General features: G+C 34.0%; 25 protein-coding genes and 3 tRNA genes. 17 read left to right on the top strand and 11 right to left on the bottom strand.

The genetic code is table 11. The features are described from left to right. Window positions 1–73: 73 nt before the first annotated feature. The 7 genes from BOW55_RS13145 to BOW55_RS13115 form a co-directional block, all read right to left on the bottom strand. Window positions 74–949: an ABC transporter ATP-binding protein gene (locus BOW55_RS13145; RefSeq protein WP_129024486.1), complete on the bottom strand. Its 876-nt coding sequence runs from the start codon at window positions 947–949 to the stop codon at window positions 74–76. Further along, on the bottom strand, window positions 949–1,623 hold the full coding sequence (gene modB, locus BOW55_RS13140; protein WP_129024485.1) for a molybdate ABC transporter permease subunit: 675 nt from the start codon (window positions 1,621–1,623) through the stop codon (window positions 949–951). The genes BOW55_RS13145 and modB overlap by 1 nt, the downstream gene beginning before the upstream one ends. Continuing rightward, window positions 1,616–2,020 carry a molybdopterin-binding protein gene (locus BOW55_RS13135; protein ID WP_129024484.1) on the bottom strand — a complete coding sequence of 135 codons (405 nt, stop codon included), beginning with the start codon at window positions 2,018–2,020 and terminating at the stop codon, window positions 1,616–1,618. Before BOW55_RS13135 ends, modB begins: the two co-directional genes overlap by 8 nt. Further along, the gene (gene modA / locus BOW55_RS13130; RefSeq protein WP_129024483.1) at window positions 2,017–2,790 is read right to left on the bottom strand and encodes a molybdate ABC transporter substrate-binding protein; all 774 of its coding nucleotides are present in this window, start codon (window positions 2,788–2,790) and stop codon (window positions 2,017–2,019) included. Before modA ends, BOW55_RS13135 begins: the two co-directional genes overlap by 4 nt. Window positions 2,791–3,081: 291 nt before the next feature. Continuing rightward, a tRNA-Arg gene (locus BOW55_RS13125) sits at window positions 3,082–3,155 on the bottom strand. 31 nt (window positions 3,156–3,186) lie between these two features. Next, a tRNA-Pro gene (locus BOW55_RS13120) sits at window positions 3,187–3,261 on the bottom strand. A 15-nt stretch (window positions 3,262–3,276) separates the two neighbouring features. Next, window positions 3,277–3,360, bottom strand: a tRNA-Ser gene (locus BOW55_RS13115). A 238-nt stretch (window positions 3,361–3,598) separates the two neighbouring features. Between BOW55_RS13115 and BOW55_RS13110 the strand changes: the two genes are divergently transcribed. Together BOW55_RS13110 and BOW55_RS13105 are read left to right on the top strand one after the other, a co-directional pair. Further along, window positions 3,599–4,777, top strand: a complete 1,179-nt coding sequence (locus BOW55_RS13110; RefSeq protein ID WP_129024482.1) for an acetyl-CoA C-acyltransferase — start codon at window positions 3,599–3,601, stop codon at window positions 4,775–4,777. 75 nt (window positions 4,778–4,852) lie between these two features. Next, on the top strand, window positions 4,853–5,614 hold the full coding sequence (locus tag BOW55_RS13105; RefSeq protein WP_089052769.1) for a C40 family peptidase: 762 nt from the start codon (window positions 4,853–4,855) through the stop codon (window positions 5,612–5,614). Window positions 5,615–5,708: 94 nt separating this feature from the next. Here the strand turns inward: BOW55_RS13105 and BOW55_RS13100 are convergent, their stop codons facing one another. Next, on the bottom strand, window positions 5,709–6,554 hold the full coding sequence (locus BOW55_RS13100; RefSeq protein WP_129024481.1) for an AraC family transcriptional regulator: 846 nt from the start codon (window positions 6,552–6,554) through the stop codon (window positions 5,709–5,711). A gap of 119 nt (window positions 6,555–6,673) precedes the next feature. On the opposite strand from BOW55_RS13100, the gene BOW55_RS13095 reads away from it, so the two are divergent. The 3 genes from BOW55_RS13095 to BOW55_RS13085 all read left to right on the top strand — a co-directional run bounded on the left by BOW55_RS13095 (window position 6,674) and on the right by BOW55_RS13085 (window position 8,959). Continuing rightward, complete coding sequence (locus BOW55_RS13095) at window positions 6,674–7,660, top strand: aldo/keto reductase (protein ID WP_129024480.1); 987 nt, start codon at window positions 6,674–6,676, stop codon at window positions 7,658–7,660. Window positions 7,661–8,075: 415 nt separating this feature from the next. Continuing rightward, a complete protein-coding gene (locus BOW55_RS13090) occupies window positions 8,076–8,678 on the top strand; it encodes an NAD(P)H-dependent oxidoreductase (RefSeq protein ID WP_129024479.1) in 603 nt (200 codons plus the stop codon). A gap of 2 nt (window positions 8,679–8,680) precedes the next feature. Continuing rightward, entirely contained in the window at window positions 8,681–8,959 is a 279-nt protein-coding gene (locus BOW55_RS13085) for a putative quinol monooxygenase (RefSeq protein WP_089052765.1), read from the top strand. Window positions 8,960–9,063: 104 nt separating this feature from the next. On the opposite strand, the gene BOW55_RS13080 is transcribed toward BOW55_RS13085, so the two are convergent. Continuing rightward, window positions 9,064–9,771 (bottom strand): class I SAM-dependent methyltransferase, encoded by a 708-nt coding sequence (locus BOW55_RS13080; protein WP_129024478.1) that lies wholly within the window; start codon window positions 9,769–9,771, stop codon window positions 9,064–9,066. Window positions 9,772–10,031: 260 nt separating this feature from the next. Here BOW55_RS13080 and BOW55_RS13075 point away from each other — a divergent pair, with 260 nt between their 5' ends. Beyond that, window positions 10,032–10,913 (top strand): LysR family transcriptional regulator, encoded by an 882-nt coding sequence (locus BOW55_RS13075; protein ID WP_129024477.1) that lies wholly within the window; start codon window positions 10,032–10,034, stop codon window positions 10,911–10,913. Between the two features lie 291 nt (window positions 10,914–11,204). Next, window positions 11,205–12,491: a DUF2130 domain-containing protein gene (locus BOW55_RS13070; protein WP_129024476.1), complete on the top strand. Its 1,287-nt coding sequence runs from the start codon at window positions 11,205–11,207 to the stop codon at window positions 12,489–12,491. A gap of 120 nt (window positions 12,492–12,611) precedes the next feature. On the opposite strand, the gene BOW55_RS13065 is transcribed toward BOW55_RS13070, so the two are convergent. Further along, a complete protein-coding gene (locus tag BOW55_RS13065; protein WP_129024475.1) occupies window positions 12,612–13,397 on the bottom strand; it encodes an META domain-containing protein in 786 nt (261 codons plus the stop codon). Between the two features lie 266 nt (window positions 13,398–13,663). On the opposite strand from BOW55_RS13065, the gene nirB reads away from it, so the two are divergent. The 10 genes from nirB to BOW55_RS13020 all read left to right on the top strand — a co-directional run bounded on the left by nirB (window position 13,664) and on the right by BOW55_RS13020 (window position 25,240). After that, window positions 13,664–16,177, top strand: a complete 2,514-nt coding sequence (gene nirB / locus BOW55_RS13060) for a nitrite reductase large subunit NirB (protein WP_129024474.1) — start codon at window positions 13,664–13,666, stop codon at window positions 16,175–16,177. A gap of 365 nt (window positions 16,178–16,542) precedes the next feature. Next, window positions 16,543–16,920 carry a nitrite reductase small subunit NirD gene (gene nirD / locus BOW55_RS13055; RefSeq protein WP_129024473.1) on the top strand — a complete coding sequence of 126 codons (378 nt, stop codon included), beginning with the start codon at window positions 16,543–16,545 and terminating at the stop codon, window positions 16,918–16,920. Between the two features lie 266 nt (window positions 16,921–17,186). Then, the gene (locus BOW55_RS13050; protein ID WP_129024472.1) at window positions 17,187–17,771 is read left to right on the top strand and encodes a DUF4202 domain-containing protein; all 585 of its coding nucleotides are present in this window, start codon (window positions 17,187–17,189) and stop codon (window positions 17,769–17,771) included. A 9-nt stretch (window positions 17,772–17,780) separates the two neighbouring features. Continuing rightward, the gene (locus tag BOW55_RS21370; protein ID WP_241686557.1) at window positions 17,781–18,104 is read left to right on the top strand and encodes a type IV pili methyl-accepting chemotaxis transducer N-terminal domain-containing protein; all 324 of its coding nucleotides are present in this window, start codon (window positions 17,781–17,783) and stop codon (window positions 18,102–18,104) included. Further along, window positions 18,059–19,588: an ATP-binding protein gene (locus tag BOW55_RS13045; RefSeq protein WP_241686556.1), complete on the top strand. Its 1,530-nt coding sequence runs from the start codon at window positions 18,059–18,061 to the stop codon at window positions 19,586–19,588. Before BOW55_RS21370 ends, BOW55_RS13045 begins: the two co-directional genes overlap by 46 nt. 668 nt (window positions 19,589–20,256) lie before the next feature. Then, complete coding sequence (locus BOW55_RS13040; RefSeq protein WP_089052755.1) at window positions 20,257–20,916, top strand: response regulator transcription factor; 660 nt, start codon at window positions 20,257–20,259, stop codon at window positions 20,914–20,916. Between the two features lie 97 nt (window positions 20,917–21,013). Further along, entirely contained in the window at window positions 21,014–22,492 is a 1,479-nt protein-coding gene (locus tag BOW55_RS13035; protein WP_129024471.1) for a nitrate/nitrite transporter, read from the top strand. Window positions 22,493–22,591: 99 nt separating this feature from the next. After that, complete coding sequence (locus BOW55_RS13030; RefSeq protein WP_129024470.1) at window positions 22,592–23,851, top strand: alginate export family protein; 1,260 nt, start codon at window positions 22,592–22,594, stop codon at window positions 23,849–23,851. Between the two features lie 153 nt (window positions 23,852–24,004). Beyond that, a complete protein-coding gene (locus BOW55_RS13025) occupies window positions 24,005–24,604 on the top strand; it encodes a hypothetical protein (RefSeq protein WP_129024469.1) in 600 nt (199 codons plus the stop codon). Between the two features lie 15 nt (window positions 24,605–24,619). Continuing rightward, window positions 24,620–25,240: a bifunctional 2-polyprenyl-6-hydroxyphenol methylase/3-demethylubiquinol 3-O-methyltransferase UbiG gene (locus tag BOW55_RS13020; RefSeq protein ID WP_129024468.1), complete on the top strand. Its 621-nt coding sequence runs from the start codon at window positions 24,620–24,622 to the stop codon at window positions 25,238–25,240. Between the two features lie 164 nt (window positions 25,241–25,404). Here BOW55_RS13020 and BOW55_RS13015 read toward each other — a convergent pair whose 3' ends face one another. Next, window positions 25,405–26,109 carry a Crp/Fnr family transcriptional regulator gene (locus BOW55_RS13015; protein WP_099719268.1) on the bottom strand — a complete coding sequence of 235 codons (705 nt, stop codon included), beginning with the start codon at window positions 26,107–26,109 and terminating at the stop codon, window positions 25,405–25,407. Window positions 26,110–26,201 lie beyond the last annotated feature (92 nt).

Genomic DNA, 26,201 nt, shown 5'->3' with positions numbered 1-26,201 from the left:
TCAAATTGAGTGGCTTTTGTTATGAATTTAGAAAGAGTATTTTCACTCCAATTATTCAACTGCGCTTTTTGATTTAGGATAAAATCTGAATAATCGGATTAAAGGCTTTTGAAGCCACAAGCACTTTTTGTCCTATTTTATAATTTACAATTTCATCTTCTGTTGCAACGACTTTTATAATGTTATTTCCTGACGACACTTGTACAACATAAATAATATCACTTTTTACAATGCTGATTATTTCTCCCGTTATTTGAAATTTACTGCTTATTTTCTTTTCAGCGAATACCTGATTCGGCGTTCCTTGCTTGGTAATTTTACCTTTGTCGATAACAACTACCTTATCCGAAAGTTTAAAAATTTCGGCTGCCGAATGGCTTATCATCAAAGTAGTTAATTTATATTTTTGATGAATTTTTAAAATATAATCCTGAAGCTTAAATCGCATTTCGTCATCTAAGGCCGAAAGCGGCTCGTCTAACAATAAAATCTCAGGTTTACGCACAATCGCTCTTGCCAAAGCTACACGCTGTTTTTGCCCTCCTGATAAATTTTGCGGTTTACTATTTTGCAAAGACTGCAATTCCATAAGTTCGATTAATTCAGTAACAATTTCGTTTGAATCGTTTTTAGATAACGCAAACTCCAAATTTTCTTTAACCGTCAGATTCGGAAATAAAGCAAAATCCTGAAAAACGAATCCTATAGAACGTTTTTGAACTGGAAGATGAAACTTTTTTTGAGAATCATCCCAAACTTCGTCCCCTACTTTTATCTGTACTTTTTCTGCCTCAGTAAGTCCTGCTAATATTCTAAGAATAGTAGTTTTCCCAGCTCCAGAATTACCATAAATAGCAATAAATTGACCTTTTTCAAAAGTCAAAGAAACATCCAACGGCAGTTCGCCGTCAGCGGTTTGGAGCATTTTATAAGCATTAAACTGTATCATTAATAAAGTGTCGTTTTTCTTGATTTATTATTAATTAAATGAACAGTTAGCAAAATAAGAAAAGAGAACACAAACAAAATCCCTGCATAGACATTGGCGTTATAATAATTCATCGATTCTACTTCTTCGTAAATCGCAATCGAAACTACTTTGGTTTCTTCAGGAATACTTCCACCCACCATTAAAACTACACCAAACTCTCCTATTGTATGCGCAAAAGTCATTATAATTCCGGTAAGTAACGACGCTTGTATATTGGGCAGTAAAATTTTTGTAACCGTTACAAACCTTGATTTCCCAAGAGTAAAAGAAGCTTCCTGAAGTGCAGGCGGCAAATTTTTTAATCCAGACAAAATAGGATTTACCATAAAAGGTAAACTATATAAAACCGAAGCTAAAATTAATCCTTGAAAAGTAAACACCAATCGAAGATCAAAATAATCAGATAAAAATTTTCCAAAGGCATTTTCTGGACTAAAACCAATTAAAAGATAAAAACCTAATACCGAAGGCGGTAAAACCAAAGGCAGACTTATCAAGGCTTCAATAACCGCTTTGAAGCGAAATCTACTGTAAGACAACCAATAACAAAGAGGAATTGCCACAAAAAAAAGTATTATTGTGGTAATCAAAGCCAATTTTGCCGTAAGCCATATGGGTTCTAAATTAATCATGCGGAGACAAGCTTACTTCGTTTGTTTTTATTAAAGCCAATACCGTATCATTTTTCTTTAAATCTAATTCTTCACAAGCATTTCTTGTTATAATAGATTTTATAACCTCCTGCTCATAAACCAAATTAATCTGGCTCAAAATCACTCCTTTTTGAATAGATTCAATGCGGCATAACAGTTTATTCTGAGTACTGATATTTGGATTTAAATCTTTAGAAATCACTACTTCGGTTTCTTTAAAAATAATTTTAACAGTATTCTCTACTTTTAAGTAATCCGAAGTTTCTGGTGTATCGAGAACAATTGTAGAAAAAGTAACATCATTTGATTGTACTCTCACAAGCGAAATACCTTCATGAGATTGAATTTGCGATATGATTCCGTTTAATATGTTCATTGCGCTTTTGTATCATATCCATAATACTTTAAAATAGCAATTGCTTTTTTTGAAGATATGAAATTATAAAACTTGACTGCACCAGCCTTTCCTTTTGCATTTTTCAAAATTACACAGCCCTGCTCGAGCGGTGTATGGCTCTTTTGCGGAATAATATAGTACTTTCCTCCTTCTTTTTTCATGTTTGGAGTCAGCACAAGCGATAAAGCAGTGATTCCAATATCGGCATTTCCAGTCGTGATAAATTGAGTAGCTTGGGTAATATTTTCACCAAAAACCAGTTTGCTTTTTACTTTGTCATAAATTTTATAAAATTTTAAGCTTTCAACTGCTTTTTCTCCATAGGGTGCAGTTGCAGGATTTCCGATGGCTATTTTGCGAATATCTCTGTTTAGAAGACTGCTTATTTTACTTTTATTCGGATCTGTTTTTTTGCTCCAAATCACCAATTTTCCAGTTGCATACATTTTAATTTTAGAGCCGGTCAATTTTTTCTCTTCCAATTTTTTGGGATAATCCATATCTGCCGAGAAAAATAAATCAAACGGAGCACTATTGGAAATCTGCTCAAAGAACTTTCCTGAAGCGCCATAGGTGATCTGCGTATTTATTCCTGGATTCTGAATTTTAAAAACAGTATTTATGGAGTCCAGAGCAATTTTTAAATTGGCTGCCGCTACAATTGTAATTTTTTCCTGTCCTTGTACAGTTCCAAATGTCAATAATAAAAATGCTGTTACAATAAACAAATGTCTTTTTCTAGCTTTCATCCCTGTCTGTTCTGTTAGTATTGTAAAAGTAAGTATTCTAAGGCAGAGTAGAAAAACCTTATTTGTTTTAAAAGTAAAATTATCAGTACAAATAATTGAAATCTTCTTATAATTTTCAATAATCCCACTTTCTCCATTAGAAATGTAGACTATTTTCTTTTCAGACTAGCTAATGCTCATGCCTTAATTACGAAGTCGCAGCTTTTCGTGTTGATCTCTAAAAGAACAATTTTCAAGTTTTGAAAAATGCTGCAAAACAAAAAAGCCACTCAAATTGAGTGGCTTTTGTTGTGATCCCAGAAGGATTCGAACCTTCGACCTACGCATTAGAAGTGCGTTGCTCTATCCAGCTGAGCTATGGAACCATTTTTTTTAAAACTTAATGGTAAAGTTCTGTCGGGGTGGCAGGATTCGAACCTGCGGCCTCCTGCTCCCAAAGCAGGCGCGATAACCGGGCTACGCTACACCCCGAAGGCAAAATTTAAGCGGAGAGACAGGGACTCGAACCCTGGCGACGGTTACCCGTCGACAGATTAGCAATCTGCTCCATTACCGCTCTGGCACCTCTCCAAGCTCAAGAAACGTGTTCTGTTTTGCGGTTGCAAATGTAAGACAACATTCCATATCTCACAACTATTTTTGCGCTTTTTTTAAAGTTTTTTTAATCTTTTTTCTAAAACACTTCACAATCAAACGAATAGAATTAACAAAAATTTCATCTTAAATTTAAAATCCAATCGAATTCACGCAAAATTTGAATTTATTCAAATAAACAGTAAATTTGCTAGATAACTAATATTAACAGAAAATGAACAAAAGAGTTGTGATTGTTTCTGCCGTTAGAACACCTATCGGAAGTTTCATGGGTGGGTTATCTACCGTACCCGCACCAAAATTAGGCGCTGCCGCTATTAAAGGAGCGCTTTCAAAAATTAACCTAGACCCAAAATTAGTTGATGAAGTTTTCATGGGGAACGTAATCCAAGCTGGTGTTGGACAAGCTCCAGCTCGTCAAGCTGCCCTTTTTGCAGGATTATCAGAAGAAGTTGCTGCCACAACAGTTAACAAAGTCTGTGCTTCTGGAATGAAAGCAGTAATGTTTGGTGCCCAGGCTATCGCTTGCGGTGATGCCGAAATCGTAGTTGCTGGAGGAATGGAAAGCATGAGCTTGATTCCACATTATGTTCAAATGCGTGCTGGAAACAAATTTGGTCCCGCAACAATGCTGGACGGAATGCAAAAAGATGGTTTAACAGATGCATACGATAACAACGCAATGGGAGTTTGCGCTGACTTATGCGCATCTGAATACAAAATCAGCCGTGAAGAACAAGACAACTTTACTATTCAGTCTTATGAAAGAAGTGCAAAAGCTTGGGATGCAGGCAAATTTGATAATGAAGTTGTTCCCGTAGAAGTTCCACAAAGACGCGGCGAACCAATTATATTCTCTAAAGATGAAGAATACACTAATGTAAAATTAGATAAAATTCCATCTTTAAGCCCTGTTTTTACAAAAGACGGAACTGTAACTGCTGCAAACGCTTCAACGATAAACGATGGTGCCGCTGCTTTAGTTTTAATGTCTGAAGAAAAAGCAATTGCATTAGGTTTAAAACCTTTAGCTTATATAAAAGGCTATGCAGATGCAGCGCAAGAACCAAAATGGTTTACAACAAGTCCTGCAAAAGCATTACCAAAAGCTTTAGACAAAGCTGGAGTTTCAATTTCAGATGTTGATTATTTCGAATTCAACGAAGCCTTTTCTGTTGTTGGTTTAGCCAATGCAAAAATCTTAAATCTTGATAACGATAAAGTAAACGTAAACGGTGGCGCTGTTTCACTAGGACATCCGCTTGGCTGCTCTGGAGCACGTGTTATTGTAACTTTAATTAATGTTTTAGAACAAAACGATGCTAAAATCGGGGCTGCTGCAATTTGCAACGGCGGCGGCGGCGCATCAGCAATTGTTATCGAAAGAGCTTAAATAATAATACTTTAAATTAGGAGTTATTGACTACTTTTGACTCCTAATTTTTTTTAAACTTATAAATTACCCTAAATGTTCGGAATTTGCAATCTTGCCATAGTACCCGTTCGATCTGAGCCTAGCGACAGAAGTGAAATCGTTACACAACTTTTGTTTGGCGAACATATCGAAATTTTAGAACGCCAAAAGCAATGGGCGCGCATAAAAATTCAGTTCGATGATTATGAAGGCTGGGTAGATTCAAAACAATATCAGGTAATTTCTGAAGAAAACTACAATCAATTAAGCAAAGAAGCTATTATACTAAACGCTGATTTAATTGATTATATCACTTCTCCAAACAATTTATTACTCCCAATTCCGCTTGGTGCTTCGTTAACTTTTTTAAACAATAACGAAATCAACACTTCCAATTTTGATTTTGAAGGAACAAAAACCAGCGGTATAAAACCAAAAAGCGCACTTATAAATACTGCTTTTATGTATCTAAACGCACCTTATTTATGGGGCGGAAAAACACCTTTTGGAGTAGATTGTTCTGGTTTTACCCAAATGGTTTACAAACTAAACGGATACAAAATTCATCGCGACGCTTCTCAACAAGCACTAGAAGGCGAACCTCTAAGCTTTATTGAAGAAAGTGAACCTGGAGATTTAGCTTTTTTTGACAATGATGAAGGAAACATTACTCATGTGGGAATCATTATGGAGAACAACTATATCATTCACGCAAGTGGAAAAGTCCGTATCGATCGTTTAGATCATACCGGAATTTACAATCCCGAAATAAACAAACACACTCATAAACTTAGAGTAATCAAAAAAATCATTTAAAAACACGAATTGCACTAATTATCACAAATTAAAAATCCTTTTAATCAGTGTAATCGGTGGCAAAAAAAATAGTATAAATTCGTAAAATCCGTGTTTATGCACTCAATCGAATCGTCTTTCTAAACTCTGACGCACTATTGCCCTTTTGTTTTTTAAAGAATTTATTAAAGTGACTTTCGTCCGTAAAGCCAAATTCATATGCAATTTCGTTAATGCGCTTATCACTGAATTGCAAACGATGCTCTATCAGTTTTGTTTTATAATTACTAATATATTGCTGCATCGTTTCATCGGCATGTTTCTTAAAATAACGTCCTAAATACGTGTTCGAAATTCCGAAATAATCACTTATAGATTCTGCTTTTATTTTCTCAGGATAATAAATATTCGTTTGAATATATTGTAAAATATCCATTGCTTTAGCTTCAGTTCCCACATTCACCTGTTCCGGTAAATATTTCGCAATATTTCTGGCAACAATAATGATTAAGGTATTTACCAATTGTTGAATCAATTCCTGATTATAAACATCTTTGTCATTATGCTCTCGACAAATCGCTTCGATCATTACCTTAACCAAACACTTATCAGCATCATTCTTTAAAATACAACCCGGCTGATGATTTGCATTTTGCAGAATATATTCTAAACGCTGAATATTTTCATTTTGAAGACTCGAATTCTTCAAATAAATATCATTAAATCTCAAAAAGAAAAATTTCGTTTTCGTTTCAATAGTAAAATTATGACAATCCTCAGGCGTCAATAAAAACATATGTCCAGCATCATATTCAAAGATATTTTTATTGATACACTGCCTTCCCGTTCCGCTCAAGATGTAAACCAATTCAAAGAAATTATGGCGATCCCCAACATCTGGATATTCATCCAATGTTTCAAACGAAACCGTAAACGGTTCATATAAATTTTCTTTTTTCATAATCTTAAAGAATCTATTGAAGTTGCAAATGTACCTAAAAAAGACAAAATTATACAATTTTACACTCATAAAAATGGTATAATTTTGTCAAAAATTTGTAAAACGTAATATTTAATATCATGGAATATAGAAAATTAGGCAGCTCGGAACTAAAATTATCAACTATAACATACGGTGCATTTGCTATTGGCGGAAATATGTGGGGCGGAAACGAAAAGAAAGATTCAATCGACTCTGTTCGCGCTTCTATCGACCACGGCGTAACAACAATTGACACTGCTCCTTTTTACGGATTTGGCTTAAGCGAAGAAATGATTGGCGAAGCTATAAAATCTTACGATCGTTCAAAAGTACAATTGTTAACTAAATTCGGCTTAGTTTGGGACGGAAGCAATAACGGAAAAGGCGATTTCTTTTTTGATGCCGATGATAATGGCAAAAAAATTCCTGTCTACAAATATTCATCAAAAGAAAACGTCATAAAAGAAATTGAAGAAAGCCTAAAACGTCTTCAAACAGATTATATCGACTTATTGCAAATTCACTGGCCAGATTCAACAACACCAATTTCAGAAACAATGGAAGCCGTTGAAACCTTAATTCAGCAAGGAAAAATCAGAGCATTTGGAGTAAGTAATTATAATGTTTCTCAAATTCAGGAAGCACAAAAAACAGTTCAGATCGCATCCAATCAAGTTGCATACAGCATGTTGAACAAAAGCATTGAAACAGATTTACTTCCATTTACAATTACTGAAAATATTGGCATCATAGCATACAGCCCAATGGAAAGAGGTTTGCTTACAGGAAAATATTTTACAGACGGCAAATTAAAAGAAAACGATCATCGTAATGGTTATTTTGGAAAATTTGATCTTCAACAAGTAAAAACTTTAGTAGAAGAATTAAGCTCATTAGCCAATTCAAAACACATTTCGATCTCACAATTAGTTTTACGCTGGACTACTTTACAAAAAGGAATCTCAATTGTTTTGGCTGGCGCAAGAAATGCAGAACAAGCTATTTCAAATGCAAAAGCGATGGATTTTGATTTATCTGCTTCAGAATTAGAATTTATTAATCAGGCAATTGCTAAAATAAAATAATATTTAAACACATAGGAACATAGATTTCAGTGCGTATAAAAGACGTTTCACTTGCATTAACAAACATAGTCAATGTAGTATGTCATTCTGAGGAACGAGGAATCACACTCGTTGCCCGCCAAAGATTGATGACTTAGTTTGCGGAGTTTCTATTGTGATTCCTCGTTCCTCGGAATGACAAACTTTGAGAACTATATTTTAGAAACCAGTTTCTTTCTATTCTCTTTCCCAAAAAAGAAAAATCTATGTTTCTATGTGTTTCAAAATAAATCTCAAAAATTAAATAATAAGAATTTGGGTGTGTTCGCCGCCGCGAATCGGGCGTTCGGCTATATCTTTTATTCCGCTATCGCTTCATAAAAGGATACCGCCTCTATCCCTCACACATCACGAATTCATCAGAACAAAACGTAAAATGAAAAAAATATTTATTATCAACGGAAGTCAAAATTTCGCTCATTCAGGCGGAAAATTCAATGAAACCGTTACAGACTGGACAATTGAGTTTTTAAAAAGTAAAAACTACGAAATAAAAACAACTGACATCAAACAAGAAATCGACCTTGATGAAGAAGTAGAAAAATTTGTTTGGGCAGATGCAATCGTTTATCACACTCCTGTTTGGTGGTTTCAATTACCAAATCTTTTCAAAAAATACATCGACGATGTTTTCACTGCTGGACATAACAAAGGAATTTACAAAAGCGACGGAAGAACTAGAACAAATCCAGACATTAATTACGGAACTGGCGGACTTTTACACGGACGTAAATATATGCTGACTACAAGTTGGAATGCGCCTGCAACAGCTTTTACACTTCCAGGAGAATTTTTCGAAGAAACTTCGGTAGATGATGGTGCTATGTTTGGTTTTCATAAAATGAACAAATTTGTAGGAATGCAAAAACTCGACGGATTTCATTTTCATGATGTCGAAAAAGGTGCTACATCTGAAAATATTAGTATCTTTAAATCTGAATACACGAACCATTTATCACAAATTTTCAAAACCATATAACCATGATATCTATAACTGCCATTATAAAAAGCAAGAAAGAAAACACGCAGCAGCTTCACAGCTTATTGAATGATTTAGTTACCGAAACTAGAAAAGAAGCTGCATGCGTACGCTACGATCTTCATCATGCCGAAAATGTTTTTATTATTTGGGAAGAATGGAAAGATCAAACTGGCTTAGATCTTCATAACAACCAATCTCATTTACAAGATTTCATCACTAAAAGCGAAACTTTTGTTGCCGCTCCAATTCAAGTTTACAAAACAGCACAGGTTTTATAAGATATTTTTTCTGCCTCGAATTGCTTTGTGCATAAATTTTAAAGAATAAAAATTCGTGACTCGAGCGATAGCGAACAGGCGAAGCAATTCGTGGCTATAAAAAACTACTTAATCCCACCAAAAGCACCAAAACACATATTCTTGTGTAAAATTTCAACGCTTTTAAAACCTACTTTTTTCATCAAATCCAATTGATAATTCATTGATCTTGGCGTATCTTCTTTTGCGATATATTCAAATACATTTTTACGATATTCAGCCCCTCCTATTCCTTCCAAATATTCTCCATAGCGCTGCCAGGTATATTCATTCAACAATTCCGTGTCTTGCGTAATCAAATCCGAAATCATAAAACAGCCGCCCGGTTTTAATAATTTAAATATTTTAGTAAAAGTAGTTTCCCAATCCTGATCATCTCTTAAATGATGTAAAACAGCTCCTGCTAAAATAATATCAAAACAGTCTTCTTTTAAATCAACTTCGCGAATATCACCTTGTTTAATTTCGACTTTTCCTTTTGTTTCTAACGAAACTCTTTCAAAAGCTTTATCCAACATTGGCAAACTCAAATCGACCAAAGTGCAATTTAAATCTGATACTTTAGACAACATCATTAAAGTGTAATTTCCCGCACCGCAGCCAATATCCAAAACATGAGTGGCATTTGGAACAATTCTTTTAGAAGCTTCCGTAATTAATTCCAACGAAATTTTAGCATCAATTGTAGACAATTGTCCCGTTTCTAAATTCGAAAATCGTTCGACATCATTATCAAATCGTTCTTTGATTTCTGCAATAGTTGATTTTTTCATAGTCTATGTTTTTTAATCTCTAGCAGTCTCGATAGCTATCGCGAGCAGATTGAGCGAATCTTTTTGCTATTATTGATTGGAATATTGTAGTTAAGATGATTTTTTTCGAAACTAATAATCTGCTCAATCTGCAACCCAAGCGATAGCGAATCAGCAAAGTAAATCTGCGAGAGAGTTCTTTTTTTCTTTTCCAAAACTATCACTTTCATAAATACTTTAAAAATACTATTTTTATCAATTATCAATACTTTAAAAGTATCATGGAATTACGTCACTTAAAATACTTTTTGGCTGTAGCCGAAGAACTGAACTTTACCAAAGCTTCTGAGAAACTTTTTATTTCACAACCGCCATTAAGCCGTCAGATAATTGAACTGGAAGAAGAACTTCAGGCAAAACTTTTTATTCGGAACAATAAAAAAGTAGAACTAACGGAAGCTGGGAAATATTTCGAAAAGGAAGTGAATACAATCTTTCAGAATTTGGAACGCATTTCTGCAAAAACAAAAAAGATTGCCACAAATGTTTCGGGCGAATTCAGAATTGCCTACATCAGCTCGATTTACTCCTCTGTAATTTCAGAATTAATAAAACATTTAAAATTACAATTCCCTTATGTAAATTTCAAACTTTTTGAAGTATCCACAACCAAACAAATCGACGCTTTAGAACAAGGAAAAATCGAAATGGGAATTATTCGTTCACCAATAAAATCTCCAAAAATACAATCACATTTATGGTTTCAAGATGGATTTTCAATTGTCTTTAATAAAAATAACATTCAATTGAAATCTGAAAAAGAGATATTGAATTTAAAAGATGAGACTTTCGTATTCTTCAATAAAGATTATGCGCCACATTATCATGAAGTTTTACTAGAACTTTGCGCTTTTTACGGCTTTACACCAAAAATTATTCACGAAGCCAACAATATAAATTCTATAGTACAATTAGTCAAAAATGGCTTAGGAATTTCGATTGTTCCATCCAACATTGTAAAAAACAATCAAGATCCTGAAATTGGTTTTCTTGAATTAAAAAAAGTGAATCTTTTTACAAATGTTTCAATTATCACTTCAAAAGAAGATGATTCTGAGATCACGAGATCTGCTGTTGAATTTTTATTGGCACAAAATCGCTAAGACTCTAAGTTTTTTTTTAAACAGGAATGAAGCGCATCCAGTTTGTCATTTCGAGGAACGAGAAATGACAAAAATGAGAGGAAATCCACTTAATCTTTTTAATCTGTGGCTAAAAAAACTTTGCGTCTCTGTGACTTTGCGAGATTAATTCAAAAACAATTCGTGAAAATTAGTGCAATTCGTGGCTATAAAAAAAAATCGTTACAATTTAGTACAGAAATCCATATCATAAAAAGGGAACTTTTAAATACCTTAGCAAATTATAATTCTACCAAATAAAATCAATACAAAATGGCTGAGCAATCTTCAATTCAGTGCCCGAACTGCGGAGAAAATATCGACGTAAATGACATCTTAAAACATCAGTTAGAAGATAGTATCCGTAAAGAATTTCAGCAAAAAGCTGCTGCTCAGGCAAAAGAACTGGAATTAAAAAGCGAGCAATTCGAAAAAGCCAAAACCGAATTTGAAGCCAAAAAGAAACAAGAAAATGAACTTTTTGCCGAACGTTTGGAGCGCGAAAAAAAGACTGCTGAAAAAGAAATTTCTGAAAAACTAAAAGCCAAACTCGAAGAAGAAAACAAAGATCGTATGCTTTTGATGGAAAAAGAACTTTCTGAAAAATCTGAGAAACTTCGTGAATTGAATAAAATGACAGGCGAAATTGCAAAACTTCAGCGTGAAAAACTGGAAATGAAAGAAGCAATCGAAGCCGAAGCACAAAAACAATTAAACGCTACTTTAGTTCTGGAACGCGATAAAATTCGCAAACAAGAAGAAGAGAAAAACGAACTGAAGATAAAAGAATACCAAAAACAATCTGACGATCAAAAAAAGCTGATCGAGGAAATGAAACGCAAGCAAGAACAAGGTTCTATGCAATTGCAAGGTGAAGTAATGGAATTAGCGATTGAAGAATGGCTGGCAAATAATTTTCCGCTTGACACTATCGACGAAATTAAAAAAGGTGCAAACGGTGCCGATTGTCTTCAAATTGTCAATACACGTGAATTGCAAAACTGCGGTTCAATTTACTACGAAAGTAAAAGAACAAAAGCCTTTCAGCCTTCTTGGATTGAGAAATTCAAAAATGACATTAGAACCAAAAGAGCCAATATTGGTGTTTTGGTAACCGAAGTAATGCCAAACGGAATGGAAAGAATGGGAATGCGCGACGGAATCTGGATTTGTACTTATGAAGAATTTAAAGGTCTGACTGCTGTTTTACGTCAATCACTAATTCAGGTAAGTCAGGCAGTTCAGGCACAAGAAAACAAAGGAGATAAAATGTCGATGTTGTATGATTTCTTAACCAGCAACGAATTCCGTTTGCAAATTGAAGGCATTGTTGAAGGTTTTACACAAATGCAAAACGACTTAGATTCTGAAAAAAGAGCCATGCAGAGAATCTGGAAACAACGCGAAAAACAAATCGAAAAAGTAGTTCACAATACTTTAGGAATGTACGGTTCTATTCGTGGTATTGCAGGAAATGCAGTTCAAACTGTTAGAGCTTTAGAATTAGATTTTGTCAAAGGAGAAGACGAAGAGGAAGAAACTAAAGAATTGCTTGAGTAATTAAGTATAGTATTGTCATTTCGACCGAAGGGAGAAATCACACAAGAAACTCCACAAAGAATATCTACAATCTTTGTCGATTAGCGTGTGTGATTTCTCCCTTCGGTCGAAATGACAAAATTAATCTACCTTTCTAAAAACCAACAGCTTCGCAGAAGGATTTAACAACGTTAATCTGTTATTTTCAATAGAATAAGTAGTTGTGCTTTGCAATGCTTTAGTAAACTCACTTTCCTTATTTCCTTGAGGACAAGCCATAAGAGTCGAAAGAACTCTTGTAAATCGCAGTACATCCTTTTCATAAAAAATTTGTCCGCTTATAGCATTACAGCCGCCGTATCCCGAAAATCTATTTTCTGTTGAGTTAATTTCGATTCTAGGCATTTCTTTTTGAAAATCGGAAGCAAAAACTTTATAGCCATTCAGTTCTTCCAAAACCCAAATATCATGCAGACGATAATCGGTATTATACTTTCCGCAGCCTCCTAATTTTTCGGTTTGTAATTCCGTATTATTTTTAATTTCTATTGAAACTTTATAAGGAGAAATAACACCCGACATTGAGTCCTGACAATCTAACTGCTGAATTGTAATAGTCGCAGATGAAGTTTCATTACTAACTTTATACATCTTAACATTCGCATCCATAGCTTTTATAGCGTCGACAGGTGTAAAAACAAGTTTTTCTTTTCCTGGAATCAAAGAAGTAAATACAATATTGTCATTTCCTATTTTTAATCCCCAAAACGGCTCATTTCCCGTTGCTGTAAAATAGTACTTCATCTCATCTTCCTGAGATCCATATTCAGAAGTCGTTTGTTTATCAGAAGTTTTGCCAGCTGTAGATTTACAACTTATCATCAAAGAAAATAAAAGCAAGAGTGAAAGTGAAAGTATATTTTTCATAACGTTCTATTTAAAATATCATTTTTAACCAAATACAAGTAAATTTCTTATGAATTTACAATTTTTTTCTGAATTACTTATTTAGAATCTTTTCAAATTTAAAATAATTATAAGTATTCCAATTTACTCACACACCGCATTACGTAAAGGATTACGATAAAATACGTACTCAAAACAAACTTTTTTTACTTAAAAACAAACTACTTTACGTATTTACATAAGTATAAATACTTATATTTGCATAGTAATACTTAATTAAAGAAATCATGATTAGAGTAATAGTAGTTGGAAACGGCATGGTTGGTTATAAATTTTGTGAAAAGTTCATCGCAAAATCAGGACAAGAAAAGTATCAGATCACCGTATTTGGTGAAGAACCTCGACGCGCTTATGACCGCGTTCACTTAAGTGAATATTTTGGAGGAAAGACTGCAGATGATTTATCATTATCAACAAGCAACTGGTACTCAGAAAACAATATTATTCTCAATACATCAGAGTTAATTACAGATATTAATCGTACCGAAAAAACAATCCATACTCATTTAGAGAAAACCCATACGTACGACTACTTAGTTCTAGCTACAGGTTCATCAGCTTTTGTGCCTCCAATTGACGGAGTTGAAAAAGAAGGCGTTTTTGTATACAGAACCATCGAAGATCTTGATGCAATTATGGCTTATGCCAAAAAGATAAAAATTAAAGGCGCAACCGAAGCAGCAGTTTTAGGCGGAGGATTATTAGGACTTGAAGCGGCAAAAGCCGTTAGAGATCTAGGATTGAATCCGCATGTGGTGGAATTTGCTCCGCGTTTGATGCCAAGGCAATTAGATCAAGGTGCAAGCGATATGCTTCAAGCTAAAATTGAAGAATTAAACATTGGAATTCATCTTAACAAAGCAACGCAATATATTGATGGAAAAGAAAATATAACGGGAATGATGTTTGCCAACGATGAATTGTTAAAAGTAGATATGTTGGTTATATCTGCCGGAATTAAACCTCGCGACGAACTGGCAAGAGTTTCAGGACTTGAAGTTGGCGTAAGAGGCGGAATCGTGGTAAACAATCAAATGCAGACATCAGATCCTTCTATCTACGCGATTGGAGAAGCGGCACTTTACAACCAAAACATTTACGGACTTGTTGCTCCAGGTTACGAAATGGCTGATGTTGCCGCCGAGCAAATCTTAAATGGAGATAAAACCATGAGAGAAACCATCGATATGTCAACACAATTAAAACTAATTGGTGTTGAAGTTGCGAGTTTTGGTGATCCTTTTATCGAAAATGAAAATGTAACAGCCATTATTTATGAAAATAAATTAAGCGGTATTTACAAAAGAATCAACGTTACCAAAGATTCAAAAACACTTTTAGGCGGAATTTTAGTTGGAGATTCAAGTGATTACAATTCGCTTTTCCAGATTTACAGCAACGCAATGGCACTACCTAAAAATCCAGAAGATCTGATTTTAGGTTCTCGCGACGGTTCTGAAGGTTCAAGTTTAGGAAGTGTTATGGATTTACCGGACACAGCTGTAATTTGTTCTTGCGAAAATGTTACCAAAGGCGCGATCTGTTGTAAAATTTTAGACGAAAGCTGCGCTACCTTTTCAGATGTTGTAAAAGCAACCAAAGCAACTTCTGGCTGTGGAGGTTGTAAACCAATGGTTTCTGATTTGGTAAAAGCGACTCAAAAATCTTTAGGAAAAGAGGTAAAAGAAGTCATTTGCGAGCATTTCAATTATAACCGTCAGGAATTATTCGATTTAGTAAAAATCAATAAATATGAGAATTTTTACGATGTTTTAGATCATCATGGAAAAGGCGACGGCTGCGAAATCTGTAAACCAGTTGTCGCATCAATTTTTTCAAGTATTTACAACGACACAGCAAATAAACATGTTACAACGCAAGATACAAACGACAGATTTTTAGCCAACATTCAACGAAACGGAACGTATTCTGTAGTTCCTAGAGTTGCTGCAGGCGAAATTACAGCTGAAAAATTAATCGTAATTGGCGAAGTGGCTAAACAATTCGATTTATATACTAAAATTACCGGAGCGCAAAGAGTTGATTTATTCGGAGCACATTTGAGTGATTTGCCAAAAATCTGGAAAATCTTAATCGATAATGGTTTTGAAAGCGGTCATGCTTACGGAAAATCACTTCGTGCTGTAAAAAGCTGTGTTGGAAATGCTTGGTGTCGCTACGGAATGGACGACAGCGCCGGATTTGCCATAGAACTTGAAAACAGATATAAAGGAATACGCTCTCCACATAAATTAAAAGGCGGTGTTTCTGCCTGCATCCGCGAATGCGCCGAAGCACGCGGAAAAGATTTCGGATTAATTGCTGTTGAAGGCGGTTGGAATTTATACATCGCAGGAAATGGCGGAGCAAACCCAAAACATGCCGTTTTACTAGCCGAAAAAATCGACAAAGAAACAGTAATTAAATATATGGACAGATTTTTAATGTATTACATCCGCACCGCTGGTCCGCTGATTCGAACATCAACTTGGTTAGAAAAACTAGACGGTGGTTTAGAGTATTTGAAAGAAGTAATTATCGAAGACAGTTTAGGAATCTGTGAAACTTTAGAAACTGAAATGCAAACTTTAGTAAACACTTTTGAATGCGAATGGAAACAAGTTCTAGAAAAACCAAGATTATTAAAACGTTTCAATCACTTTATAAACTCAGACGAAAAAGACGAAAATGCTGTTTTTGTTCCGCTAAGAGATCAAAAAATGCCTAAAGCTTGGTCGTAAACATAATTTTTTAAACACATAGAAACATAGTCCCGAAGCTTCGGGATTGAACTCAAAAAAGGCGTTTCACTTGCATAAATACACATAGCTATGTGTTAGAAACTAGTTTCTTTTAATTCTCAATTTCTCAAATAAAAAAAAGTCTATGTTTCTATGTGTTTAAAATAAAAGCCACAGATTAAAGGATTAAAAAGATTAAAAAAATCTCCTAAATCTGCCAAATCTGCGGAAAAAAATAGCTCCAAAAAAAGAAAAAAAAATCATTAAACGTTTGCTGTCCTTCTTACCCTCTTTTTTACTGCGCCATCAAACTCTATTGATTGTAAAAAGAGGGCTAAGAAACAGTAAATCAAAACTAAATCAAAATGGAAGAAATCTTAAATCAATACGAAACGGTTCATGCGAGCGATGCAACAATTTGGTTCAAAGCAGGTAAAGTAGAAGATTTTCCAACCAATCGCGGCGGTTGTATTAAATACAAAAACAAACAAATTGCGATTTTTAATTTTGCCCGTCGAAACGAATGGTACGCTTGCCAAAATGCCTGCCCTCACAAAATGGAAATGGTTCTTTCAAGAGGAATGACAGGTTCTACTGATGATATTCCGAAAATCGCCTGCCCAATGCATAAAAAATCATTCTCATTAGTCGATGGTTCAAACTTAAACGGAGAAGATTTTAAAATTGCAACGTATCCTATTAAAGTAGTTGAAAACGAAGTATTTGTTGGTTTTATCGATTAATTTTACACAATCTTGTCATTTCGACGAAGGAGAAATCGCACGCGGGAGTCGACAAAGATTGGCGACATTCCATACGGAGTTTCTAGTGTGATTTCTCCTTCGTCGAAATGACAAACCTGACGTAATACTCTTGACGATAGAGATTAAATCCAAAAAATCCTCTAATCTGTGGCAAAAAACAAAACAATAATTCGTGCTAATTCGTGAAATTCGTGGCGAAAAAAAACTTAATTCCGTATCTTTGAAATCTATTATTAAACCAAAAAATGACTACACCTTTCCAAAAAGCAAGCGAATGGATTGATGCTGAAAACGCACAAGATCCAAACATCGAAACTGACCAAAACAAAGAATATCCAAAAGAATTATTGTATTCAAATAGGATGTACGAAAGATTGATGCAGTTTGAACCAAATGCATCTGAAGAAATTCAAATTGCGTCAAAAGCACAACACATCTGTCGATGGAAAGTTGCCCGTGAATCGTACCCAATGGATCGTGTTGGTTATTTGAAATGGAGAGAAGAATTAAAAAAATTCCATGCAAAAACAACTGCCGAAATTCTAATAAAAGCAGGCTACGATCAAACTTTTATAGATCGCGTTTCATTTTTAATAGAGAAAAAATTACTTAAAAAAGATCACGAAACACAATTATTAGAAGATGTTATCTGTCTTGTGTTTTTAGAATATTACCTAGATCCTTTTGTTCATAAACACGATGAAGAAAAACTAAAAAATATCATCAAAAAAACCTGGGATAAAATGTCAGATAAAGGACATCAGGAAGCCTTAAAAATAAACTATTCTGAAGAAAATCTGAATCTTATAAAAGCATCTTTAGGATTGTAAACTGACTTTATGAAGAAAAGCAATCAGGAAGAAGACAAAATCACTTTCAAAAATTTACGACGACTGTATTTTTTTGCGCTTCTTACTATTGCGGTAACTATAATTATCAGTCAGATTTTAGTTCAATACAATCTGAATCAACAGTTAAGCGATTCTAAAATCATAAACTTTTCAGGAAAACAACGAATGCTGAGTCAGAAAATCGTAAAAGAAGTTCTGATTCTGCAGTATGTTTCTGACAACGCTTCTGCAAAGCAAATTTCGCATTTAAATGACGTTTTATCACTTTGGAAAAAAACCAAAATGCACTCGAAAACGGCAGTGACAGCTTAGCCTTTCCAAAAGAAAAATCAGAAACACTTTCTAAATTATATCTTGAAATCAATCCAATTTTCAATAAAATTGCAAATACAACTGATTCTTTTTTATTGAATTTAAAGCAGAAAAAGCAAGCTGCAGAAAATCAAAAATTAGTAACCATAATTTTAGAAAACGAAGGTATTTTTCTTTCTAAAATGAATCAGATTGTAACCCAATACGATCTCGAAGCGCACGAAAAAGTAACCGAACAACGCCGAATTGAATACTGGATTTTCGGTTTTACACTTTTGGTATTGCTTTTAGAATTTCTTTTCATTTTTAGGCCGACCAATAAAAAAATTGAACGATTAATTGCCAAGCTTTTATCTTCTGAAAAGAAAGCGTTAAAGCTCGCATACGATACTGAAATACTAAGCGAAATCAAGGAAAATTCGGTTAAAGAATTAAAGTCGCTCAATTATGCAATGGAAAACACCTTGCTCTATTGCCGAATTGCACCTGATGGTTCGATCATTCATATTGGCGAAAAATTTGCTAAACTACTCAATTACACCAAGTTTTTATCTAACAAAAAGTTCTCTGAAGTCTTAACAGCAGACGAAAAAGAGCAAATCAACTTTGATCGACTGATATTCGAAAAACAACGAAGCGGCTGGCAAGGCGAAATTAAAATTGTTACCAAAGAAAATATTGAGATTTGGCTTGACCTCTCGATGGTTCCGGTTATGATTAAAAAAGACGAATTGGAACTTTTAATTGTATGCTTTAATATTACCGAACGCAAAAAAGCACAACGCGAAGTAGAACGTTTGAATCTTGAAAACAGTACTGAAAAAATCAATCAGCAAAAGATTATCTCAAGCAAAATTGTTGAAAATCAAGAAAATGAGCAAAACCGAATCGCAAAAGAAATTCATGACGGAATTGGTCAAATGCTTACCGGTTTAAAATTTAGTTTAGAAAGCATCAATCTAGATGACAGAGAAAAATCAGAACAAAAAATTGAGTATCTAAAAAAACTCTCACTAGACATTATAAAAGGCGTCCGTACGGCAACTTTTAACTTAATGCCGCCCGAATTAAGCGATCACGGCATTGTTTCCTCTTTGGCAAAACTTACGCAGGAACTTTCAAAACTAACAGGAAAAGAAATTCTTTTCTACAACAAAACCGATTTCAATCAGCGATTAGATTCCTTAATCGAAATCAATATTTATCGCCTAACTCAGGAAGCCATAAACAACGCCATAAAATATGCCGAATCGTCGCATATTATTGTGCAGCTTTCACACAGCGAAACTTTATTAAGTATTATAATTGACGATAACGGAAAAGGTTTTGACATCAATGCTGTCGACAAAAAACGAAACAGCGAATCTGGAATGGGCTTATTGTTTATGAAAGAAAGAATTCAATACATTAATGGCCGTGTTTTCATCAAATCAATTCCTGGCGAAGGAACAAGAATTACTTTTAATATTCCGATTCTCAAATGAGAAAATTAGTCAATTAGATAATTTGATAATTACTTAAACGTCGAACTTCCATTTGTCAGGCTGAGCGAAGTCGAAGCCCACTCAAAGTAAATCGACAAAATGATCATCACATTTTTCTAATTGACACAATGGCTAATTATCTAATTTATCATCTCGACAAAGGAGACCCGGGCGATAGCAAATAGGCGGAGCAGATCACCAGAAAGCTCCACAATCAAATTCGCCAATCTTTTACAAAGTTTCCCACAATCTTGTCATCTCGACGAAGGAGAGATCACACTAGAAACTCCATAATCTAAAGTGCCAATCTTTGTCGAATCCTGCGTGTGATTCTTCGTTCCTCAGAATGACAAACTTTACACTTAGAAAACTTTGACAAAGTTACCCGCAAAAATACCCCATTGTCATTTCAAAGAACGAAACTCGTGCGATAGCGAAAAGGTGAAGCAAATCTTCGCAAATAGCTCTACAAAGAGCCCCGCTTTAGATTATGGAGCTGCTTTGCGCGGACTTCGACTCCGCTCAGCCTGACAATTCTATATTCAATTTAGAATTTCCAACATTAGAAATTTTAATGTTAGAATTTAAAATCTAAAAAATTACGTATATTAGCGTCTTCTTTATAGATGAATATACGTAAAAAATCAAGAATCTAATTTAAGTAAACTATGAGTAATATCATTCGTGTAGTGCTGGCAGACGACCATGTTTTTGTAAGAGATGGAATTAAATCTTTACTTGAAAATGAAGCAAACATTGAAGTCGTTGGCGAAGCAATTGATGGAGCCGATGCACTTGATGTTGTTGCCGAAAGCAAACCAGATTTACTTATAGTAGATATTCGTATGCCAAATTTAACGGGCATCGAGGTAGTAGAAAAACTTAGAAGCGAAAATAACAATGTAAAAATTATTATGCTTTCTATGCATGAATCTGAAGAATATGTATTAAAATCTATAAAAGCTGGTGCTGATGGTTATTTGCTAAAAGGTTCAAGTAAAGAAGAATTCTTGAAAGCCTTGCACACAGTGGCTGCCGGCGGAAAATATTTTAGCGGAGATATTTCTTCAATTCTAATAAGCCAGCTTACAAATTCGTCAACATCATTGGAACCTAAACAAAATCTAAGTGAAGAAATGATGATTACTAAAAGAGAAAAGGAAATTCTGACTCTTTTATTATCTGGAAAAGGAAACAAAGAAATTGCTGAGGCACTTGACATCAGTAAACGTACTGCTGAAGTGCACCGTTTTAATCTGATGAAAAAGTTGAAAGTTAAAAACTTAATGGAACTTTCTAACAAAGCTGCTGAATATTCACTGATTTAAAAAATACGTATTAATACGTAATTATTTTTCAAAAACTGCGTTTTAGCATCTTTTAACTAAGTTATAGTACTTATTTTTACATAAAAATATAAGTGCTATGAAAACTACAAACTCATTATCTCAATCACACAAAATTTTATTTTTGAACACATTGGCTTTTACAGTGTGTTTTGCCTGCTGGACATTAAACGGGGTTTTAGTAACCTTTTTGGTCGATAACGGAATTTTTCATTGGAGCGTTGTTCAAGTTGGATGGCTCTTAGGAATTCCTATTTTAACAGGATCGATTATGCGCTTACCAATTGGTATGCTCACTGATAAATTTGGAGGAAAATATGTCTTTTCACTTTTACTGCTGCTCAGCTCAATTCCGCTGTTCCTCCTTCCCTATGCCGACAGTTTTTTTATGTTTGCTCTACTTAGTTTCTTCTTCGGAATGGTAGGAACTAGTTTTGCCGTTGGAATTGGTTATACTTCAATCTGGTATCCAAAAGAATGGCAGGGACGCGCTTTAGGAATCTTCGGAATGGGAAATGCAGGAGCTGCGATTACCACTTTTTTAGCGCCTTCATTATTAAATCATTTCTCTTTAGAAGATCCACAAAATGGCTGGAAAATACTTCCAATTATCTATGCCGTTTCCCTTGTTTTAATTGGAATTGCTTTCTTAATTTTTGCTAAAAATAAAAAAATTGAAAACCATACAAAAAGTGTTCGTCAAATGCTTGGTTCACTAAAATCGGCTAGAGTTTGGCGATTCGGAGCCTATTACTTTTTAGTTTTTGGTTGTTTTGTTGCGTACTCTCAATGGCTCCTGCCTAATTTTATGAACGTTTATCAAACCAGCTTAGTTATGGGCGGATTATTTGCTACAATGTTCAGTCTTCCTTCTGGTGTAATCAGAGCTTTTGGAGGTTATTTATCAGATAAATTTGGTGCTCGAAAAGTTATGTATTGGGTTTTGAGTTCTTCTGTTATTTTAAGTGCACTATTAATGGTTCCGAAAATGGAAATTACGACTACAGGTCCCGGAGTTCTTGCAACAAAAAAAGGAACAGTAACTTCTATTGCAAAAGACAATATTAAAATAGGCGAAACAGAATTTAACATTACACAAAAACATGAAAACAATTCTGAAAATGCAATTCTCCCAACTCGAACATCTTGGCAGCAAGTTGTTGTAGCACAGAACCAAACTGTAAAGAAAAAAGAACTGCTGGCAAAAGGAATTACTGTAATAAAATTCGATGCTAATATGTGGGTATTCTTAATTTTAGTAATTTTAATCGGAATTTCTTGGGGAATTGGTAAAGCAGCAGTTTACAAACATATTCCAGAATATTTCCCAACAGAGGTTGGTGTTGTTGGAGGTATGGTTGGAATGATTGGCGGCTTGGGTGGCTTTTTAGGTCCAATCATTTTTGGATACTTGCTTACCGCAACAGGAATTTGGTCAAGTTCATGGATTTTTATTTTACTATTCTCGACCATTTGTCTCGTTTGGATGCATTATACGGTAACTAAAATCATGAACGAAAAACAACTGGCTTTGGCAAAAGTAATAGACAGAAAATAAGCATATTAAAAGTTTAAAAATAATTATCAAATATGATTAATATCACTAAAAGTAAAATCATTATAAGATAAATTTGTCTTTTATTAAACCATCATAGATATGAAAAAAACTAGAATAATTCTATCCTTACTTTTTCTAGGATTTGGTGCTGCCATGCAAGCACAAGAATTTGATGCCAACTTACAATTAAGACCACGTTTTGAATATCGAAACGGATACAAAACTTTGCTTCCCGAAGGTCAAGAAGGAACTTCACAAATCTCACAGCGTTCTCGTTTAAATTTAAATTTTAAGCAAGATGATTTGATTGTTAAATTAACTTTTCAAAACATTAGAACCTGGGGTGATGTACCAACCACAACCACCGCAGATAAAAATGGAGTTGCCGTTTTTGAAGCTTGGGCACAATACAATTTCACCGAAAAATGGAGCGCAAGAGTTGGGCGCCAAGTACTCTCTTATGACAATCAGCGTATAATGGGTGAAATCGATTGGTTACAACAAGGACAAAGTCATGATGCAGTACTGGTTACTTTTCGTCCAAAAAACCAGCAGCTTGATATGGGATTTGCTTTCAACTCAAATGCCGAAAATATAGTGCAAACTCCATACACTGTCGCCAACTACAAAGCTATGCAATATGCTTGGTACCACACATCCTTCAGTAATTTAGGAATGAGCTTATTAGCCCTAAATACTGGATATGAATATGCTAATGCCGACGCAAAATTATTGGTAGATTACAAACAGACTTTTGGAACCTATTTAACCTATAAAACAGGTAAATTAGATACTAATTTCTGGTTATATGGACAAACTGGTAAAAGCACAGACAAACAGGTAAGTGCATGGAATGCCGCTGGTTATTTAGGGTACAACGTTTCTGATGCCTTTAAAGCTGGTTTAGGTTATGAATTTTTATCGGGAAAAGATACTAATGACGGCAGTACAGTAATTAAATCATTCAATCCAATATTTGGAACCAATCATGCTTTTAATGGTTATATGGATTATTTTTATGTTGGAAATCATCAAAACAGCGTTGGTTTGCAAGATGCCTACTTAAAACTAAGTTATAATGTCAAAAAATGGCAGTTTGCGTTAATGCCGCACGTATTTTTATCTGCCGCAGATGTTGTGACTCCAACAAATGAAAAACTTGATTCTTACTTAGGAACTGAGGTCGATTTTACTGCAGGCTACAATTTCAAAAAAGATATTACGCTAACTGGAGGTTATTCTCAAATGTTTGGTTCAAAAACTTTAGAGTTCTTGAAAAACGGAGATGCCGGTCATACTAATAATTGGGCTTGGTTAATGATTTCCGTAAATCCAAGGATTTTTACTTGGAAGAAATAAGAGATTTTTAGTAAATCTAAATTTTACAAACTACCCTTTTTCGATTTTGAGAAAGGGTTAGTTTTTTTTATTAAGCCCTATTTTTTTCACTACATTTGAATTGAAAGTTTTTATTTACAAATATTTTCTCCAAACTTTATAAACTATAAAATTATGTATAAAGCCAAAATCTTATTTGTTCTGCTTTTTATAAATAGCATTATCTATTCTCAAGAAGAATTAAAATTGTACAAAAACATTTATACTACTTCTGATGCTTTAAAAAAAAGCGGGCATATTTTAGATTTAAATAAAGAAATTTTTAATAAAGCAAAGGAATTAGATCAACAACATCCTTCAAAATACTTTGAAACTGCAGCAAATTATTTAAATAAATCAAAATTCAATGAAGCATCATTTTTATATTACACTGGTTTAATGCGTTTTAAATATTACAATTCTTCAAATCCAGATTATCAAGAGAGCAACGATGGCGCATTATTAGGCTCACTAAAATATGCTATTGGTGAACCAATAAATATGTATTTGAAAACTGATATTAATAATTATATTTCTATCTTAGAAAAAGCTGTGGAATATTGCAAAAACAATGATTTTAAGTTTTATCCGAAATCAAAAAGTCCAGAGAAATACAATAATCAGTTAACTTCCTGCTTAAAACTTAAAACTGACTTAGAAAATAATAAAGTAAAATATTCAGACCTTTGGGATGAAGAGACAAAAAAAATCAAGATTTCTTTAAAAATAAAATAATCAAATTTATAAATAATGAACAACTGGACCCAAAGATGGGATGACCGCTACAGCAACGAAGAATTTGCATATGGCGAAGAACCCAACAATTACTTAAAAGAACAAATTCAAAAATTAAAACCCAGCGCTATTCTTTTTCCTGCCGAAGGCGAAGGACGAAATGCCATTTTTGCTGCAAAATTGGGTTGGAACGTTTCCGCTTTTGATATTAGTGAAGAAGGAAAAAATAAAGCTTTAAAACTTGCTGAAGCCAACAATGTTTCAATTGATTATCAAGTTGGCGAATTAGAAACGCTGAATTTCAAAGAAGAACAATTTGATGTAATTGCCTTGATTTATGCTCATTTCCCTGCAGAAATTAAGTCCGAAATTCACAAACAGCTTGATAAATTATTACGCAGAGGCGGTGTTATTATTTTTGAAGCTTTCAGCAAAAAACATTTAGAATATCTTGCAATAAATGATAAAGTTGGCGGACCAAAAGATATTGAATCTCTATTTTCTATAGAAGAAATAAAAAGTGATTTCTCAAACTATGAAATCATCGAATTAGAAGAAAAAGAAATCGAATTAAACGAAGGTTTATTCCATAACGGAACGGGTTCTGTAATTCGATTTATTGGCAGAAAAAAATAAGTATTTGTACGTAATCATTTTAACACATAGAAACATAGTTTAATCGTTCTTAAAAAAGGTATTCCATTTGACAAAAAGAACATAGCTATGCGTAAAAATTTAGATTTTTAAAACTCTCTTTTCTACAGATTTAAAAATCCTATGTTTCTATGTGTTAGAAAGTTTCAAAAATATTTATGTTCCATAATTTCAGAGCGTAATTTTGAAACTTCCAAAATCCCAATACGTTTTCCAACCGTTTTTATTAGAGCTTCTTTTTTAAGACTTGAAATAACTCGAATTGCTTGCTCTTCGGTTGTTCCTGCAAAATCCGCGATTTCTTTTCGAGAAAGATCAATATCAATTAAATCATTGATTTGTCCAAATTTACGATGAATATAAAGCAATAAATCAACTACACGTTCACGAACATTCATATGCGCAATTTTGCGAATGTTATTTTCACTTTTATTCAATTCATCAGCATAAAAAAGCATTAAAGCATAAGTAAGTTCTGGAATATGCTGTAAAATTTCCAGCATCGTTTCATTACTAAAATTGCACAAAACGGTATCTTCCAAGGCATAAGCACCAATTAAATACTTTTTCCCTGTCCCAAATCCTCGAAAACCAATAATATCACCACTTTTCGTTAAGCGTACAATTTGCTCACGTCCGTTAATTCCCGTTTTTACCGTTTTCGCTTTTCCTTTGCAAATAAAATATAACCCTTGCAAAGAAGAACCTTCCACAATAAACTGATCCGATTTTTTGCAGACTATATTCTGTTTCTTAGAAACATAGGTATTCATTTGCTCTAAATGCAGGTGTTTCTTGATAAAACAATTTTCATTGGCACAAGAATAACAAAGGGTTTGCTCCTCTTTCATGAGTCCTAATTTTTATCGGATTAAAAACTAATTTGTTGCTGCTCATTTTATTGCATCAAAAATAAAAAATAAATTCGAAAAATAAGTATTTA

It is taken from the genome of Flavobacterium sp. YO12 (assembly GCF_004119495.1).
GTDB lineage: Bacteria > Bacteroidota > Bacteroidia > Flavobacteriales > Flavobacteriaceae > Flavobacterium.
The sequence above is the reverse complement of the archived record's forward strand: the minus strand, read 5'-3'. Positions and strand labels throughout refer to the sequence as shown.

Excerpts from the sequence above, each read along its gene's own strand:
- BOW55_RS13145 (WP_129024486.1), bottom strand. The coding sequence starts at position 949 with ATGATACAGTTTAATGCTTATAAAATGCTCCAAACCGCTGACGGCGAA.
- modB (WP_129024485.1), bottom strand. The coding sequence starts at position 1,623 with ATGATTAATTTAGAACCCATATGGCTTACGGCAAAATTGGCTTTGATT.
- BOW55_RS13135 (WP_129024484.1), bottom strand. The coding sequence starts at position 2,020 with ATGAACATATTAAACGGAATCATATCGCAAATTCAATCTCATGAAGGT.
- modA (WP_129024483.1), bottom strand. The coding sequence starts at position 2,790 with ATGAAAGCTAGAAAAAGACATTTGTTTATTGTAACAGCATTTTTATTA.
- BOW55_RS13110 (WP_129024482.1), top strand. The coding sequence starts at position 3,599 with ATGAACAAAAGAGTTGTGATTGTTTCTGCCGTTAGAACACCTATCGGA.
- BOW55_RS13105 (WP_089052769.1), top strand. The coding sequence starts at position 4,853 with ATGTTCGGAATTTGCAATCTTGCCATAGTACCCGTTCGATCTGAGCCT.
- BOW55_RS13100 (WP_129024481.1), bottom strand. The coding sequence starts at position 6,554 with ATGAAAAAAGAAAATTTATATGAACCGTTTACGGTTTCGTTTGAAACA.
- BOW55_RS13095 (WP_129024480.1), top strand. The coding sequence starts at position 6,674 with ATGGAATATAGAAAATTAGGCAGCTCGGAACTAAAATTATCAACTATA.
- BOW55_RS13090 (WP_129024479.1), top strand. The coding sequence starts at position 8,076 with ATGAAAAAAATATTTATTATCAACGGAAGTCAAAATTTCGCTCATTCA.
- BOW55_RS13085 (WP_089052765.1), top strand. The coding sequence starts at position 8,681 with ATGATATCTATAACTGCCATTATAAAAAGCAAGAAAGAAAACACGCAG.
- BOW55_RS13080 (WP_129024478.1), bottom strand. The coding sequence starts at position 9,771 with ATGAAAAAATCAACTATTGCAGAAATCAAAGAACGATTTGATAATGAT.
- BOW55_RS13075 (WP_129024477.1), top strand. The coding sequence starts at position 10,032 with ATGGAATTACGTCACTTAAAATACTTTTTGGCTGTAGCCGAAGAACTG.
- BOW55_RS13070 (WP_129024476.1), top strand. The coding sequence starts at position 11,205 with ATGGCTGAGCAATCTTCAATTCAGTGCCCGAACTGCGGAGAAAATATC.
- BOW55_RS13065 (WP_129024475.1), bottom strand. The coding sequence starts at position 13,397 with ATGAAAAATATACTTTCACTTTCACTCTTGCTTTTATTTTCTTTGATG.
- nirB (WP_129024474.1), top strand. The coding sequence starts at position 13,664 with ATGATTAGAGTAATAGTAGTTGGAAACGGCATGGTTGGTTATAAATTT.
- nirD (WP_129024473.1), top strand. The coding sequence starts at position 16,543 with ATGGAAGAAATCTTAAATCAATACGAAACGGTTCATGCGAGCGATGCA.
- BOW55_RS13050 (WP_129024472.1), top strand. The coding sequence starts at position 17,187 with ATGACTACACCTTTCCAAAAAGCAAGCGAATGGATTGATGCTGAAAAC.
- BOW55_RS21370 (WP_241686557.1), top strand. The coding sequence starts at position 17,781 with ATGAAGAAAAGCAATCAGGAAGAAGACAAAATCACTTTCAAAAATTTA.
- BOW55_RS13040 (WP_089052755.1), top strand. The coding sequence starts at position 20,257 with ATGAGTAATATCATTCGTGTAGTGCTGGCAGACGACCATGTTTTTGTA.
- BOW55_RS13035 (WP_129024471.1), top strand. The coding sequence starts at position 21,014 with ATGAAAACTACAAACTCATTATCTCAATCACACAAAATTTTATTTTTG.
- BOW55_RS13030 (WP_129024470.1), top strand. The coding sequence starts at position 22,592 with ATGAAAAAAACTAGAATAATTCTATCCTTACTTTTTCTAGGATTTGGT.
- BOW55_RS13025 (WP_129024469.1), top strand. The coding sequence starts at position 24,005 with ATGTATAAAGCCAAAATCTTATTTGTTCTGCTTTTTATAAATAGCATT.
- BOW55_RS13020 (WP_129024468.1), top strand. The coding sequence starts at position 24,620 with ATGAACAACTGGACCCAAAGATGGGATGACCGCTACAGCAACGAAGAA.
- BOW55_RS13015 (WP_099719268.1), bottom strand. The coding sequence starts at position 26,109 with ATGAAAGAGGAGCAAACCCTTTGTTATTCTTGTGCCAATGAAAATTGT.